Genomic DNA, 13,749 nt, shown 5'->3' with positions numbered 1-13,749 from the left:
CAGCTGTGGGATTTTTTACCAAAACACGTCAGTCGCATGCCCGCATGAACGTCCCTGCCATTGTGCAGGTGGCGGCGCTCGCCATTATCCTGATCCGGGCGCTGGATTTACTGATGATCTTCAACCTGCTCGGCATCCGCGGCATCGGGGAATTTATTCACCGTAGTGTGCAGACGTGGAGCCTGACGCTGGTTTTCCTCAGTAGCCTGGCGCTGGTGTTTATCGAAATTTACTGCGCTTTTTCGCTGGTGAAAGGGCGCAACTGGGCGCGCTGGCTGTATCTGCTGACGCAAATTATCACCACCGGTTATCTCTGGGCATCGTCGCTCGGGTACGGTTATCCGGAACTTTTCAGCATCGCCGGTGGCTCGAAACGGGAAATTTTCCGCTCGCTGATGATGCAAAAACTTCCTGATATCCTGGTGCTGCTTCTGCTTTTTATCCCCTCCGCGAGCCGTCGGTTTTTCCGCTTACAATAACGGTGATACAATCCCCGCCCCTGAATTCATTAAGGCTTTGGTATGCAGTGCGCACTCTATGATGCTGGTCGTTGTCGCTCCTGTCAGTGGATAGCGCAGCCGATCAGCGAACAACTCACGGCAAAAATGGATGATCTCTGCCATCTGCTGGCGTCCATGCCGGTGACAGCGTGGTGTGCGCCGGTCAGTGGCTCGGAGCAGGGGTTTCGTAATAAAGCCAAAATGGTGGTCAGCGGTAGCGTGGAAAAACCGCTACTCGGCATGTTACACCGTGACGGCACGCCGGAAGATCTGACCGCCTGTCCGCTCTATCCGGCCTCGTTTTACCCGGTGTTTGCCGCCCTCAAACCGTTTATTGCCCGCGCAGGGCTGACGCCCTATAACGTCGCCCGTAAACGCGGTGAGCTGAAGTATCTGCTGCTGACCGAAAGCCAGCGCGACGGCGGCATGATGCTGCGTTTTGTGCTGCGTTCGGAAAGCAAACTGGAGCAGTTACGCGTGGCCTTGCCATGGCTGAAGGCACAATTGCCGCAGCTTAAGGTGATCACTGCCAATATTCAGCCGGTGCATATGGCCATCATGGAAGGGGAGCAGGAGATCTTCTTTACGGAACAGCAGGCACTGGCGGAGACGTTTAACGGCGTCCCGCTGTGGATCCGCCCACAAAGTTTTTTCCAGACCAACCCGACGGTGGCGAGCCAGCTGTATGCCACCGCCCGCGACTGGGTGCGGCAACTGCCGGTTCAGCATATGTGGGATCTGTTCTGTGGCGTCGGCGGTTTTGGTCTGCATTGCGCAACGCCGGAGATGACCTTAACCGGTATTGAAATTTCGCCAGAAGCTATTGCCTGCGCGAAACAGTCAGCGGCGGAACTGGGGTTGCAAAACCTGCATTTTCAGGCGCTGGACTCCACGCGGTTTGCCACCGGGCAGGGCGATATTCCCGATCTGGTGCTGGTCAACCCGCCGCGACGCGGCATCGGTAAAGCGCTGTGCGACTACCTGAGCCAGATGGCGCCGTCATTTATCATCTATTCGAGTTGTAATGCGCAGACGATGGCCAGTGATTTTCGCCATCTTTCGGGGTACCGCATTGAGCGAGTACAACTGTTCGATATGTTTCCGCATACCGCCCATTATGAAGTGCTGACGTTGTTGATCAGAGTTGACGAGAAATAAATCGGGCAACGTAACGTTGCCCGAGAGTGAAAGCGTTATTTGACCTGCTGGCCCGGCTGCGCACCGCTGTCCGGGCTTAACAGGAAGATGTCTTTCCCGCCAGGACCGGCGGCCATCACCATCCCTTCAGAGATGCCAAAGCGCATTTTACGCGGCGCCAGGTTGGCGACCATCACCGTCAGACGGCCAATCAGCGCCTGCGGTTCCGGGTACGCGGAACGAATGCCGGAGAAGACGTTACGTTTCTCGCCGCCGAGATCCAGCGTCAGGCGCAACAGCTTGTCGGAGCCGTCAACGAATTCCGCATTTTCAATCAGCGCGATACGCAAATCCACTTTCGCGAAATCATCAAAGGTGATGGTTTCCTGAATCGGATCGTCCGCCAGCGGGCCGGTGACCGGTGCGGCAGCAGCTTTCACCTCTTCTTTCGAGGCTTCCACCAGCGCATCGACCTGTTTCATCTCAATGCGGTTATACAGTGCTTTGAAGGTGTTCACCTTGTGACTGAGCAGCGGCTGCTGAATTGCATCCCAGGTCAGTTCGGTATTGAGGAATGCTTCAGCGCGTTCAGTCAGTGACGGCAGCACCGGCTTCAGCCAGGTCATCAACACGCGGAACATATTCAGACCCATGGTACAAATGGCCTGTAGATCGGCGTCGCGGCCTTCCTGCTTCGCCACCACCCACGGTGCCTGATCGTCCACATAGCGGTTAGCGACATCGGCCAGCGCCATGATCTCACGAATCGCTTTACCGAATTCACGGCTTTCCCACGCGTCCGCGATGGTGTCTGCGGCGTCAACGAAGGTCTGATACAGCGCCGGGTCAGCCAGTTCAGCCGCCAGCACGCCATCAAAACGTTTGGCGATAAAGCCCGCGTTACGCGAGGCCAGGTTAACCACTTTGTTGACGATGTCGGCATTCACGCGCTGCACGAAATCTTCCAGGTTCAGGTCGATGTCGTCGATGCGGGAAGAGAGTTTCGCCGTGTAGTAGTAACGCAGGCTGTCGGCGTCAAAATGGTTCAGCCAGGTGCTGGCCTTGATGAAGGTGCCGCGAGATTTCGACATCTTCGCGCCGTTCACCGTCACATAGCCGTGAACGAACAGATTAGTTGGTTTGCGGAAACCGCTGCCTTCAAGCATCGCCGGCCAGAACAGGCTGTGGAAGTAAACGATGTCTTTGCCGATGAAATGGTACAGTTCGGCGTCGGAGTCTTTCTTCCAGTATTCGTCAAAGCTGACGGTGTCGCCGCGCTTGTCGCACAGGTTCTTGAAAGAGCCCATGTAACCAATTGGCGCATCCAGCCAGACGTAGAAATATTTGCCCGGCGCGTTTGGAATTTCAAAACCGAAGTACGGCGCATCGCGGGAGATATCCCACTGCTGCAGGCCGGATTCAAACCATTCCTGCATTTTATTCGCCACCTGCTCCTGCAGCGCGCCGCTACGGGTCCACGCCTGCAGCATTTCGCTGAATGACGGCAGGTCAAAGAAGAAGTGTTCGGATTCACGCATCACTGGCGTCGCGCCGGAGACCACGGATTTCGGATCGATAAGCTCGGTCGGGCTGTAGGTCGCGCCGCACACTTCGCAGTTATCGCCGTACTGATCCGGGGATTTACATCTCGGGCAGGTGCCTTTCACAAAACGGTCCGGCAGGAACATACCTTTTTCCGGATCGTAGAGCTGAGAAATGGTGCGGTTTTTAATAAAACCGTTCTCTTTCAGGCGCGTGTAAATCAGCTCCGACAGCTCGCGGTTTTCGTCGCTGTGCGTGGAGTGATAGTTGTTATAGCTGATATCAAAGCCAGCAAAATCGGTCTGATGCTCCTGACTCATTTCGGTAATCATCTGCTCCGGGGTGATCCCCAGTTGCTGCGCTTTCAGCATGATTGGCGTGCCGTGAGCATCGTCCGCACAGATGAAGTTAACCTCGTGGCCGCGCATTCGCTGGTAACGGACCCAGACATCAGCCTGGATATGCTCCAGCATGTGGCCGAGGTGGATTGAGCCGTTGGCGTACGGCAGCGCGCACGTTACCAGAATTTTTTTCGCGACATGAGTCATAGTGGATATTACTTCTTTGATAGTGAAAAGGGCTTTCGATATTACCAAAAGGGTCATTATTAAGTAAGCACAAACCTGAGCCTTTCAGGTAAACTTGTTGATTAACGCGTTTACTCACAAGAACAAAGGAGTCGGGATGAGTTCACAATCCCAGGCCACTTCCCCGGAGCGCCTGCGTGCGATGGTCGCCGGGACGCTGGCCAATTTTCAGCACCCAACCCTGAAGCACAACCTGACGACGCTGAAGGCGTTGCATCATGTCGCCCTGCTGGACGACGTTGTGCATATCGAAATTCAGATGCCGTTTGTCTGGCAGAGCGCGTTTGAAGCGCTGAAAGACGAATGCAGCGCTGAGCTGCTGCGCATCACTGGTGCGAAAGCGATCGACTGGAAGCTGTCACACAGCATTGCCACGATGAAACGCGTGAAGAATCAGCCGGGCGTCAACGGCGTGAAAAATATTATTGCCATCAGCTCCGGTAAAGGCGGCGTGGGGAAATCCTCCACGGCGGTCAACCTGGCGCTGGCGCTGGCGGCGGAAGGGGCGAAAGTTGGTATTCTCGATGCTGACATTTATGGCCCGTCGGTGCCGATGATGTTAGGCGCGGAAGATCAGCGCCCGACGTCGCCGGATGGCACCCATATGGCGCCAATCATGAAATTTGGTCTGGCGACGAACTCAATCGGTTATCTGGTCACTGATGATAACGCGATGGTGTGGCGCGGCCCGATGGCCAGCAAAGCGCTGTTGCAAATGTTGCAGGAGACCCTGTGGCCGGATCTCGACTATCTGGTGCTGGACATGCCGCCAGGCACCGGCGATATCCAGCTGACGCTGGCGCAGAATATCCCGGTTACCGGTGCCGTGGTGGTGACGACGCCGCAGGACGTGGCGCTGATCGACGCCAAAAAAGGCATTGTGATGTTCGAGAAAGTCGATCTGCCGGTACTGGGGATCGTCGAAAACATGAGTATGCATATCTGCAGCAACTGCGGTCATCATGAGCCGATTTTCGGCACTGGTGGGGCAGAGAAGCTGGCGCAGCAGTATCACACTGAGCTACTCGGTCAGATGCCGCTGCATATCAGCCTGCGTGAAGATCTCGATCGAGGTACGCCGACCGTGGTCAGCCGCCCGGAGAGTGAATTTACCGCATCCTATCGTCAGCTGGCTGGTCGCGTGGCCTCGCAGCTGTACTGGATGGGCGAAGTGATCCCGAGCGAGATTGCGTTCCGCGCGGTGTAACGTCAGAGGGTGCTACGCGTGTGGCGTAGCACCTGTCCGTCAGCGGTGGTAGAAAATATCACCGTCGTAGGCTTTCAGGATTTTGCCGTCAGCCTCCGAAACCAGCACGTAGTTCTCACCCATGTAAGTCCAGTACGTTCCGGCATCGGGTGCTGGCAGATTCCGCAACTGCCACTGTTTAATCTTGTATTCATCAGTGCGATACAGCTCCGGCACTGTGTCCCCGATTTTGAAGTGGGTAAAATCGGCGATAAATCCATCGAGTTCATATTTTTGAATGCCTGACGTCGACACCGTTGCCGGTGCGGCCCAGGTTGCACCCGCCACTGCCAGCAGTGCGCTGAGAAACAGCAATCTACACTTACCCATTATTTCTCCACAAAATCAGTCTGGTACCAGCCCCGCATAACCACTGGCGTGAGCAGGGGAAAGATTATCTTAAGCGAACCAGAGAATAATATGTTCAGGGAAAATTGTAACCAGGTTGAACATTAGCGCTACGGATAACCGGATTTCTCTGAACTTCTCCGGCAGTTGGCAGATATCACCAGATTTCTGAGCAGCGCTTGCATCCTGCGGATGACCTGCTTATTCTGCAAGTCGAAATACTATGACTCGGGGTGCCCTTCACACGGTGAAGGCTGAGAAAGACCCGTACCACCTGATCTGGATAATGCCAGCGTAGGGAAGTCAGAGACCTGTCCGGTCATCACTTCTTCACGACCTGGCAGGAGCATACCATGCCATCTGACCTGCTTAGTCCGGCGCTTATCGCGCAATCCTTACAATCGTTCCGTACCCGTTCTCCGCTCGTGCACTGCATGACCAATGACGTCGTTCAGACCTTTACCGCTAACGTTCTGCTGGCGCTCGGCGCGTCACCGGCGATGGTGATTGATCCTGACGAAGCCGCTGAGTTTGCGGCTGTCGCTGATGCGTTGCTGATAAACGTCGGCACTCTTACAGCAGACCGCGCTGCGGCGATGCAGGCGGCGATCGGCAGCTCCGTTAAGGCGGGAAAACCCTGGACGCTGGATCCGGTCGCCGTCGGCGCGTTGTCGCTGCGTACCCGCTTTTGCCAGCAAAGTTTAAATTTGCACCCTACCGCCATTCGCGGCAACGCCTCTGAAATTATGGCGCTCGCCGGAATGAGCCGGGGAGGGCGTGGCGTCGATACCACAGACACCGCCGCCGCCGCTGTCCCGGCAGCGCAGAAACTGGCGCAGCAAAGTGGTGCGATTGTTGCTGTAACCGGGGAAACGGATTATGTCACTGACGGCGAGCGAACCCTCGCTGTTGCAGGTGGTTCTCCACTGATGACTCGCGTGGTCGGCACCGGCTGCGCGCTGTCGGCGGTGGTTGCTGCATTCTGCGCCCTGCCAGGTGATCGGCTGGTTAATGTCGCCACCGCCTGTGGCGTGATGAAACAGGCGGGCGAGATTGCTGCGCAAAACGGCAACGGGCCGGGAGCGTTTGAACCCGCCTTTCTTGATGCGCTGTATACGCTAAGCGGGGAGGTGCAAGTATGAAACGCATTAACGCTCTGACGATTGCCGGAACGGACCCGACGGGGGGCGCAGGTATTCAGGCTGATCTGAAAACCTTCTCGGCGCTCGGCGCATACGGCTGTGCGGTGATCACCGCACTGGTGGCGCAAAATACCCGCGGTGTACAGTCGGTCTATCGCATCGAACCGGATTTCGTCGCCGCGCAACTCGATTCGGTGTTCAGCGATGTGCGCATTGATACCACCAAAATCGGCATGCTGGCGGAGACAGATATCGTCGAAGCGGTGGCGGAGCGACTGCAACGTTACCGTATTCAGAACGTAGTGCTCGATACTGTCATGCTGGCGAAGAGCGGCGATCCGCTGCTGTCGCCGTCGGCGGTAGAGAGCTTGCGTAAACATCTGCTACCGCAGGTGTCGCTGATCACGCCAAACCTGCCGGAAGCCGCAGCGCTACTGGACGCGCCGCATGCGCAGAATGAACGAGAAATGCTCGAACAAGGGCGAGCATTACGGGCGCTGGGCTGCGAGGCGGTACTGATGAAGGGCGGGCATCTGGATGATGCCGAAAGCCCGGACTGGCTGTTTACCGCCGCCGGTGAGCAGCGGTTTACCACCCCGCGTGTACCAACGAAAAATACGCACGGCACCGGCTGTACACTGTCGGCGGCGCTGGCGGCGTTACGTCCGCGTCATAACAACTGGCTGGAGACCGTGCCGGAAGCGAAAGCATGGCTGTCGGCAGCGCTGGCACAGGCGGATTCTCTGGAAGTGGGACATGGAATTGGACCGGTGCATCACTTTCATGCGTGGTGGTAGTATACTGGCAGGAGATCACTGCCAGGAAAAGAGTCGATGGAACAAGCGCATACCCGTCTTATTGAGCAACTGAATGAGCGCATCGCCGCTGCCGACAATATGCCGTTGTACCTGAAGTTTGCCGAAACGGTGAAGAATGCGGTTCGCAGCGGCTGGCTTGAACACGGCAATATCCTGCCTGGCGAGCGCGATCTCAGCCAGTTGACCGGAGTATCGCGCATTACCGTGCGCAAGGCGATGCAGACGCTGGAAGATGAAGGCGTGGTCACGCGTTCGCGCGGCTACGGTACGCAAATCAATAATATCTTTGAATATTCATTGAAAGAGGCGCGCGGCTTTTCGCAACAGGTGGTCTTGCGCGGCAAAAAACCGGACACGTTATGGGTCAACAAACGCATCGTCGCCTGTCCGGACGAGGTGGCGGTGGAGCTGGCGGTGTCGCCCGGCAGCGAAGTTTTTTTGCTCAAACGTATTCGTTACGTTGATGAAGACGCGGTGTCTATTGAGGAGTCCTGGGTGCCGGCGCCGCTGATTGCTGATCCTGACGCGATTGGCATTTCATTGTACGAGTACTTTCGCAGCCAGAATATTTTCCCGCAACGCACGCGCTCGCGGGTCAGCGCCCGCATGCCGGACGCTGAATTTCAGTCACATATCAAAATGGATGACCGGATCCCGGTGCTGGTGATCAAACAGGTAGCGCTGGATCAGCTGCAGCGGCCGATTGAATACAGCATCAGCCACTGCCGCAGCGATCTATACGTTTTCGTGTGCGAGGAGTAATTCTTCGCGCCAGGGCGCGCAGTTGCCGCCGCGATGCCCGACAACCCAGGACGCAACCGCATTCCCCAGCCTGACTGCGTCCGGCAATGCCCATCCCGCCGCCAGCCCGGCAAGAACGCCGCCCGCGTGGCTGTCTCCCGCGCCAATCGTATCGACAACGTCCACCGGAAACGCGGCAACATGCCCCTGCGCCTCCGGTGTGAAATACCAGGCGCCATCTTTGTCCTGACGAATAATTACCGGCGCGCCATAGCGGGCAAGCCAGGCCGGACCGAAGGCGCTGGTCTCCGCCGGTAAATCCGCAATTTCAGCAATGATTTCCGCTTCCTGGCGATTGAGCGAAACCAGCGGTTTACAGGCCATAATACGCGCCATCAGCGCCGGAGGAATGTCTGCAATCCGCGGACCGAAGTCGATGAGCGTCGTCATGCCCGCGGTGTTCTCCAGCCAGTTGACCAGCAGCTCGCCGCACGGCGACGCCAGTTGATAGCCGGAGAGATAAACCAGCCCGCCATCCTGCACCGGTAACGCCTCCAGCCATGCCGGAACCCATTCGTTTTCCACACCGCTGAATGACATAAACGTCCGTTCGCCATCAGGTTCGACCAGCGCCAGGCACCAGCCGTTGTCGCCGGTGGCGTTATCGATAGCACTGACCAGCCCTTCACGCGCCAGGTTATTGCGAATGATTTCGGCCCACACGCCCTGGCCGAGCGGCAGCGCATTGCAGGCGCTGATCCCCAGTCGTTTCAGCGCTACGGCAATGTTTAACGCGCAGCCGCCGATATTCACTCCCTGCTGCTTAAGCTCGATGTCGCAGCCGCGCCAGGGCAGGGCGTAGGCATCGGCGATAACGTCAATCACCGCCGCGCCAATCACCGTGACCGGGCGCTGTTGTTCCAGCGTTCTGAGTTTATCGGCCAGCCCTGATCCCTTCATAGCGCCTCCCGCTGTTGACGATACCCCCGCAACGCGCTGGCATAGCGGGTGAAATCCAGATGGTTTACGCTGTCCAGCTCCGCTTTCAGCACCGGGTCGATGGCGTCAATCCCCTGCAACGCACCGCAGATGGCGGTGGCCATCGCGCCGATGGTGTCGGTATCACCGCCGAGGTTGGCGCACAGTACCGCGCAACGGTTGGGATCGGTCTGCGCCAGCTCCACCATGGCAATGGCGCAGGGTACCGATTCAATGGTGCTGGTGCCTGCACCGACGAGCTGATAAAGCTGCTCGCTGGCAGACTCCACGCCATTGGCCTCACGTACTGTTTTCAGCGCCAGCTCCAGCCGTGCCGCCAGCGAGGCGCTGAAGGTGGTGACGCGTCTTTCCTGCGCATGACGGGCGATAGCAGGCAACGCTTCGACAATGTTTCCCCAGCGTTCGCCGTCGATGGCGCGGGAAATCGCCCACGCCACCACCACCGCACCGGCAATCGCCAGATCAGACTTATGCGTCGGGCTGGAGGCGAGGGCGATATCATCAATAAAGCGATCCAGATCTGCCGTCGGCAACATGCAGCCCAGCGGCGAAACGCGCATTGCGGCGCCATTGGTGACGCCGTTGTTCTCCAGTGCGCTGACCGGCTGGCCGTCGCGAATGGCGCGTAACGCAATCTTCGACGTCGGGCCGAGCACGTTTTTATTGAATGCATCAAAACGTTCGGCCCACGCCAGGATGTGACGGCCAATCACATCCCGATCGATTTGACCTTCACACTCCAGTAGCGCATCAGCAAGACACAGCGCCATGGAGGTGTCGTCGGTAAACTCAGCACGTTTGAAATAGCAGGCGGCGCTGTTTTCCGCAGGCCCGGGGAGAAAGCGGTCGATCCAGCCGAAATGCGCTTTCACCCTTGAACGCGGCCACAGTTCCGATGGCATACCCATCGCATCCCCTACCGCCTGGCCATATAAGGCACCGAGAATACGCTCGTATTTCATTTAACTTCCCCTTGTGTTAACGCAATATCGCGGTTGTCTTCTTTCACTTTAATGGCAGTGATTTCTCTATCAGACTCGCGGAACAGCAACATAAACAGGACTGCAATCACGGCAATCATCACCGCGCCGAAGGTCCACATGCCCGCCCAGTTAAAGGTCAGTCCATTCACCGGTTCTTTATAGGCGAACATTTTCTCCATCATCACACCGCCCAGGCGGTAACCAAGCAGGCTGCCGAACCCCTGACAGCAGAGGGTAATCAACCCCTGCGCGGCGTTACGCATGGTCACCGGCGCTTTTTTATCAACGTAGATATAGGCGGTGACGTAGTAGAAGTCATAGCTCACACCGTGCAGCAGAATGCCGAGGAACAGCAGGGCGTAAGTGAAGTAATGGTCCGCGCCACCGTAGATAAAGAACGCGTAGCGGATCGCCGCAGTGATAAGACCAAGCAATAATACCTTTTTGATACCAAAGCGTTTGGTAAAGAAAGGCAGCGCCAGCATGAAAAAGATTTCGGAGAACTGACCGAGCGTCATCCAGCCGGTGGCGTTTTTCATCCCCACTTCGGAGAGATAACCGTTGGCGAAGATGTAGTAGAACGCCAGCGGCATCGCGAACAGGAAAGAGCAGAAAAAGAAGACCAGGAAGTTCTTGTCGCGCAACAGAATTAGCGCATCAAGCCCCAGCATCACTTTCAGGCTCATTTTGCCGGTGCTCTTCGGCGGCGTATCCGGCAGGAAAAAGGCGAATACCCCCAGCAGCGCCGAACTGCCGGCGGTGATCAGCAGCGGAATGCTGGTCGGCGAGATATCGGCGTAGCCCAGCATTTCAGGCAGGAAGCCGCACACCAGACCGGAGCCAATCCAGCCAATGGTACCCATGACGCGAATGCGCGGAAAATCACGCTCGACGTCCGGGACGTTAGAAAAGGCGATGCTGTTGGTCAGGGCTATCGTCGGCATATAAGTCAGCGAGTAGGCGAGCAGCAGCGGGAAAAAGCCTGCAAAAGTGGTTTGCTGCGCGGCGAAATACATCAGGATCGCCCCGGCAAACATCAGTACGGCCAGCACTTTTTGCGCCGGGAAAAAGCGGTCGGTCAGCGAGCCGACGAGGATTGGCGACAGGATTGCCGCAATCGCCGTACAGGCATAAGACCAGCCAATTTCACCCGCACTGAACCCGTTTTTACTCAGCCACAGCCACAGCGGTACAAACCAGGCGCCCCAGATAAACCATTCAACAAACATCATGAACGACAGCTTTACTGTAGTTTTCATCGTTAAATCCTTCATGACAGGTAAGGTACGCCTTAACAATACCAATGAATAATACCTTTTAAATACCTTTGATCGGAAAGTTTGATCGCTCTCGCAAATTACCGCACCTGAAACGTGACAGCGGATTGTGCTTAAAAACACCCTGCAGGCTGGCAAAACTGCCCGTGGAGTACCAGGCTTATTCTGCCCGCGATGGTGCGGGTCAGGACAATCCATTTCTGACATCATGTCGGAACTTACGGGAGCATCGTTATGACTGATATTGCGCAATTGCTTGGCAAAGACGCCGACAGCCTGTTACAGCACCGTTGTATGACCATTTCCGCTGACCAGCTGTATCTGCCGGGTCATGATTACGTTGACCGTGTGATGATTGATAATAATCGTCCCCCGGCGGTACTGCGAAATATGCAGACGCTGTATAACACGGGCCGTCTGGCCGGGACAGGCTATCTGTCCATTTTGCCGGTGGATCAGGGCGTGGAACACTCTGCTGGCGCCTCGTTTGCCGCCAACCCGCTCTATTTTGATCCGAAGAATATTGTCGAACTGGCGATTGAAGCCGGGTGTAACTGTGTGGCCTCCACCTACGGCGTGCTGGCGTCGGTGTCCCGCCGTTACGCGCATCGCATTCCATTTCTGGTAAAACTTAACCACAACGAAACCCTGAGCTACCCAACCACCTATGACCAGACCCTCTATGCCAGCGTTGAGCAGGCGTTCAACATGGGCGCGGTGGCGGTAGGGGCGACAATCTATTTTGGCTCTGTCGAATCACGTCGCCAGATTGAAGAGATTTCTGCGGCGTTTGAGCGCGCGCATGAACTGGGCATGGTGACCGTGCTGTGGGCCTATCTGCGTAACCCGGACTTTAAGAAAGACGGTGTCGATTACCACGTTTCTGCTGATTTAACCGGTCAGGCGAACCATCTGGCGGCGACCATTGGCGCAGATATCGTGAAACAGAAAATGGCGGAAAACAACGGCGGCTATAAAGCGGTGAACTTCGGCTATACCGATGACCGGGTGTACAGCAAGCTGACCAGTGAAAACCCGATCGATCTGGTGCGTTATCAACTGGCGAACTGCTATATGGGGCGCGCCGGGCTGATCAACTCCGGCGGTGCCGCGGGCGGCGAGACCGATCTCACTGATGCGGTACGGACGGCGGTGATCAACAAACGCGCGGGCGGCATGGGGCTGATTCTGGGCCGTAAAGCGTTCAAGAAAACCATGACCGACGGCGTGAAGCTGATCAATGCCGTGCAGGATGTTTATCTCGACGCGAAAGTGACTATCGCCTGATGGCGGATTCATCACCTCTCTTGCGGGAGAGGTGATACTGGCCTTTTACTTCAGTAGCGGGCAGTCCGGCGGCAACCGGCAGCGTAACGCTGACGGCAGAATTTCAATGCGGAATTCGCGACCGCTGAGCGGTTCGCCGTCAAGGTTGAAGGTGATGTCATGGGGGGCGCTAATCGTCAGCCATGATGACGCGCCTTCGATAATATTCGGACTCTGCCCGGATTTCGCCAGCGTGCTGAACAGGGCGGGGAGGATTTCCTCGCCCGTCAGGATCCGCAGGTTAAGCAAACCATCATTGATCAGCGCATCAGGGCACAATTGCTGCCCGCCACCGGCCTGACGGCCGTTGCCGATGCCAATCACCAGCGCATCGCCCTGCCAGTTAAAGTTTTCACCGCGAATTTCGCAGCGGTCTGGCTTGAGCGTGTCCATGCGCATTAATCCATGAATCAGGTATGAAATACCGCCCAGCGCGGCTTTAAGTCTTTCCGGGGTTTCACTGGTGATGCGGGTACCAAAGCCACCCGTTGCCATATTGATAAAACAGGTTTTGTCATTCACCTGGGCGATATCAATGGCGATATCGTTACCGGCGATGGCGAGTTTCAGCGCCTTATCCGGTTCGTCCGGAATGCCGACGCTGGTGGCAAAATCGTTGGCAGTGCCAAGCGGCAGAATGCCCAGCGCCGGAATATCATCGCCCTGACAGTGAATCAGCGCCGTAGCGACTTCATTAATGGTGCCGTCGCCGCCCCCGGCAATCACGGTAGCAACGCCCAGCCGACGGGCTTCGTCAATATAACGTTCGGCATCGCCTTTTTCCCAGGTCACGCGAACGTGGATCTCCACACCTTCATTACGCAACTGGGTTACGGCATCACGCAGTGGGGCGTTATCAGCGCCTTTACCATTGAGAATCAGCAAACTGGCGGGAAATGTGGTCATCCTTGGTGCCTCATTTTTTAACATGAGAACAAGTTTATCGCAGGATTGGAAATGTCGCCCAGGAACAGACTGAAACAGCGGAAAATAGTGAAGAGGGGGAAAAAAATAAGCCCGCGTAAGGGAGATTACACGGGCCAAGGAGGTGGTTCCTGGTACAGCTAGCTTTATGGGTTATGTTTTTCAGCGTAGTGATAATA

The 13,749-nt window shown here is 56.5% G+C and carries 13 protein-coding genes and 1 riboswitch; of the genes, 7 read left to right on the top strand and 6 right to left on the bottom strand.

The annotated features are described in order from the left end of the window. Nucleotides 1–44: 44 nt before the first annotated feature. Together QMG90_RS14085 and rlmC are read left to right on the top strand one after the other, a co-directional pair. Entirely contained in the window at nucleotides 45–479 is a 435-nt protein-coding gene (locus tag QMG90_RS14085) for a YbjO family protein (RefSeq protein ID WP_283283967.1), read from the top strand. Nucleotides 480–521: 42 nt separating this feature from the next. Further along, nucleotides 522–1,658, top strand: coding sequence for a 23S rRNA (uracil(747)-C(5))-methyltransferase RlmC (gene rlmC / locus QMG90_RS14080; RefSeq protein ID WP_283280260.1), 1,137 nt, complete (start codon nucleotides 522–524; stop codon nucleotides 1,656–1,658). A 35-nt stretch (nucleotides 1,659–1,693) separates the two neighbouring features. On the opposite strand, the gene metG is transcribed toward rlmC, so the two are convergent. After that, entirely contained in the window at nucleotides 1,694–3,727 is a 2,034-nt protein-coding gene (gene metG / locus QMG90_RS14075) for a methionine--tRNA ligase (RefSeq protein WP_283280259.1), read from the bottom strand. Nucleotides 3,728–3,863: 136 nt separating this feature from the next. Between metG and apbC the strand changes: the two genes are divergently transcribed. Beyond that, a complete protein-coding gene (gene apbC / locus QMG90_RS14070) occupies nucleotides 3,864–4,973 on the top strand; it encodes an iron-sulfur cluster carrier protein ApbC (RefSeq protein ID WP_283280258.1) in 1,110 nt (369 codons plus the stop codon). A gap of 39 nt (nucleotides 4,974–5,012) precedes the next feature. Here the strand turns inward: apbC and QMG90_RS14065 are convergent, their stop codons facing one another. Beyond that, nucleotides 5,013–5,342: an RcnB family protein gene (locus QMG90_RS14065; RefSeq protein ID WP_283280257.1), complete on the bottom strand. Its 330-nt coding sequence runs from the start codon at nucleotides 5,340–5,342 to the stop codon at nucleotides 5,013–5,015. A gap of 237 nt (nucleotides 5,343–5,579) precedes the next feature. Further along, a riboswitch (TPP riboswitch) is annotated at nucleotides 5,580–5,678 on the top strand. 35 nt (nucleotides 5,679–5,713) lie between these two features. Between QMG90_RS14065 and thiM the strand changes: the two genes are divergently transcribed. Genes thiM through QMG90_RS14050 form a run of 3 tightly spaced genes read left to right on the top strand, consistent with a single transcriptional unit; the run spans nucleotide 5,714 to nucleotide 8,082 of the window. Then, complete coding sequence (gene thiM, locus QMG90_RS14060) at nucleotides 5,714–6,502, top strand: hydroxyethylthiazole kinase (RefSeq protein WP_283280256.1); 789 nt, start codon at nucleotides 5,714–5,716, stop codon at nucleotides 6,500–6,502. Then, nucleotides 6,499–7,299, top strand: a complete 801-nt coding sequence (gene thiD, locus QMG90_RS14055) for a bifunctional hydroxymethylpyrimidine kinase/phosphomethylpyrimidine kinase (protein WP_283280255.1) — start codon at nucleotides 6,499–6,501, stop codon at nucleotides 7,297–7,299. The genes thiM and thiD overlap by 4 nt, the downstream gene beginning before the upstream one ends. A gap of 36 nt (nucleotides 7,300–7,335) precedes the next feature. Beyond that, nucleotides 7,336–8,082, top strand: a complete 747-nt coding sequence (locus QMG90_RS14050) for a GntR family transcriptional regulator (protein WP_283280254.1) — start codon at nucleotides 7,336–7,338, stop codon at nucleotides 8,080–8,082. On the opposite strand, the gene QMG90_RS14045 is transcribed toward QMG90_RS14050, so the two are convergent. Genes QMG90_RS14045 through QMG90_RS14035 form a run of 3 tightly spaced genes read right to left on the bottom strand, consistent with a single transcriptional unit; the run spans nucleotide 8,056 to nucleotide 11,302 of the window. Then, on the bottom strand, nucleotides 8,056–9,021 hold the full coding sequence (locus QMG90_RS14045) for a PfkB family carbohydrate kinase (protein WP_283280253.1): 966 nt from the start codon (nucleotides 9,019–9,021) through the stop codon (nucleotides 8,056–8,058). The two genes, QMG90_RS14050 and QMG90_RS14045, sit on opposite strands and share 27 nt — an antisense overlap. Continuing rightward, nucleotides 9,018–10,022, bottom strand: coding sequence for an ADP-ribosylglycohydrolase family protein (locus tag QMG90_RS14040; protein WP_283280252.1), 1,005 nt, complete (start codon nucleotides 10,020–10,022; stop codon nucleotides 9,018–9,020). Before QMG90_RS14040 ends, QMG90_RS14045 begins: the two co-directional genes overlap by 4 nt. After that, a complete protein-coding gene (locus QMG90_RS14035; RefSeq protein WP_283280251.1) occupies nucleotides 10,019–11,302 on the bottom strand; it encodes a nucleoside permease in 1,284 nt (427 codons plus the stop codon). The genes QMG90_RS14040 and QMG90_RS14035 overlap by 4 nt, the downstream gene beginning before the upstream one ends. Nucleotides 11,303–11,554: 252 nt before the next feature. On the opposite strand from QMG90_RS14035, the gene fbaB reads away from it, so the two are divergent. Beyond that, complete coding sequence (fbaB, locus tag QMG90_RS14030; protein WP_283280250.1) at nucleotides 11,555–12,607, top strand: class I fructose-bisphosphate aldolase; 1,053 nt, start codon at nucleotides 11,555–11,557, stop codon at nucleotides 12,605–12,607. A gap of 45 nt (nucleotides 12,608–12,652) precedes the next feature. On the opposite strand, the gene yegS is transcribed toward fbaB, so the two are convergent. Then, nucleotides 12,653–13,552, bottom strand: a complete 900-nt coding sequence (gene yegS / locus QMG90_RS14025; protein WP_283280249.1) for a lipid kinase YegS — start codon at nucleotides 13,550–13,552, stop codon at nucleotides 12,653–12,655. Nucleotides 13,553–13,749 lie beyond the last annotated feature (197 nt).

The sequence above is a fragment of the Trabulsiella odontotermitis genome (genome assembly GCF_030053895.1).
GTDB lineage: Bacteria > Pseudomonadota > Gammaproteobacteria > Enterobacterales > Enterobacteriaceae > Trabulsiella > Trabulsiella odontotermitis_C.
This window is presented reverse-complemented; position numbering and strand designations above follow the sequence as displayed.

Coding starts and splice junctions, on each gene's coding strand:
- QMG90_RS14085 (WP_283283967.1), top strand. CDS start 45: ATGAACGTCCCTGCCATTGTGCAGGTGGCGGCGCTCGCCATTATCCTG.
- rlmC (WP_283280260.1), top strand. CDS start 522: ATGCAGTGCGCACTCTATGATGCTGGTCGTTGTCGCTCCTGTCAGTGG.
- metG (WP_283280259.1), bottom strand. CDS start 3,727: ATGACTCATGTCGCGAAAAAAATTCTGGTAACGTGCGCGCTGCCGTAC.
- apbC (WP_283280258.1), top strand. CDS start 3,864: ATGAGTTCACAATCCCAGGCCACTTCCCCGGAGCGCCTGCGTGCGATG.
- QMG90_RS14065 (WP_283280257.1), bottom strand. CDS start 5,342: ATGGGTAAGTGTAGATTGCTGTTTCTCAGCGCACTGCTGGCAGTGGCG.
- thiM (WP_283280256.1), top strand. CDS start 5,714: ATGCCATCTGACCTGCTTAGTCCGGCGCTTATCGCGCAATCCTTACAA.
- thiD (WP_283280255.1), top strand. CDS start 6,499: ATGAAACGCATTAACGCTCTGACGATTGCCGGAACGGACCCGACGGGG.
- QMG90_RS14050 (WP_283280254.1), top strand. CDS start 7,336: ATGGAACAAGCGCATACCCGTCTTATTGAGCAACTGAATGAGCGCATC.
- QMG90_RS14045 (WP_283280253.1), bottom strand. CDS start 9,021: ATGAAGGGATCAGGGCTGGCCGATAAACTCAGAACGCTGGAACAACAG.
- QMG90_RS14040 (WP_283280252.1), bottom strand. CDS start 10,022: ATGAAATACGAGCGTATTCTCGGTGCCTTATATGGCCAGGCGGTAGGG.
- QMG90_RS14035 (WP_283280251.1), bottom strand. CDS start 11,302: ATGAAAACTACAGTAAAGCTGTCGTTCATGATGTTTGTTGAATGGTTT.
- fbaB (WP_283280250.1), top strand. CDS start 11,555: ATGACTGATATTGCGCAATTGCTTGGCAAAGACGCCGACAGCCTGTTA.
- yegS (WP_283280249.1), bottom strand. CDS start 13,552: ATGACCACATTTCCCGCCAGTTTGCTGATTCTCAATGGTAAAGGCGCT.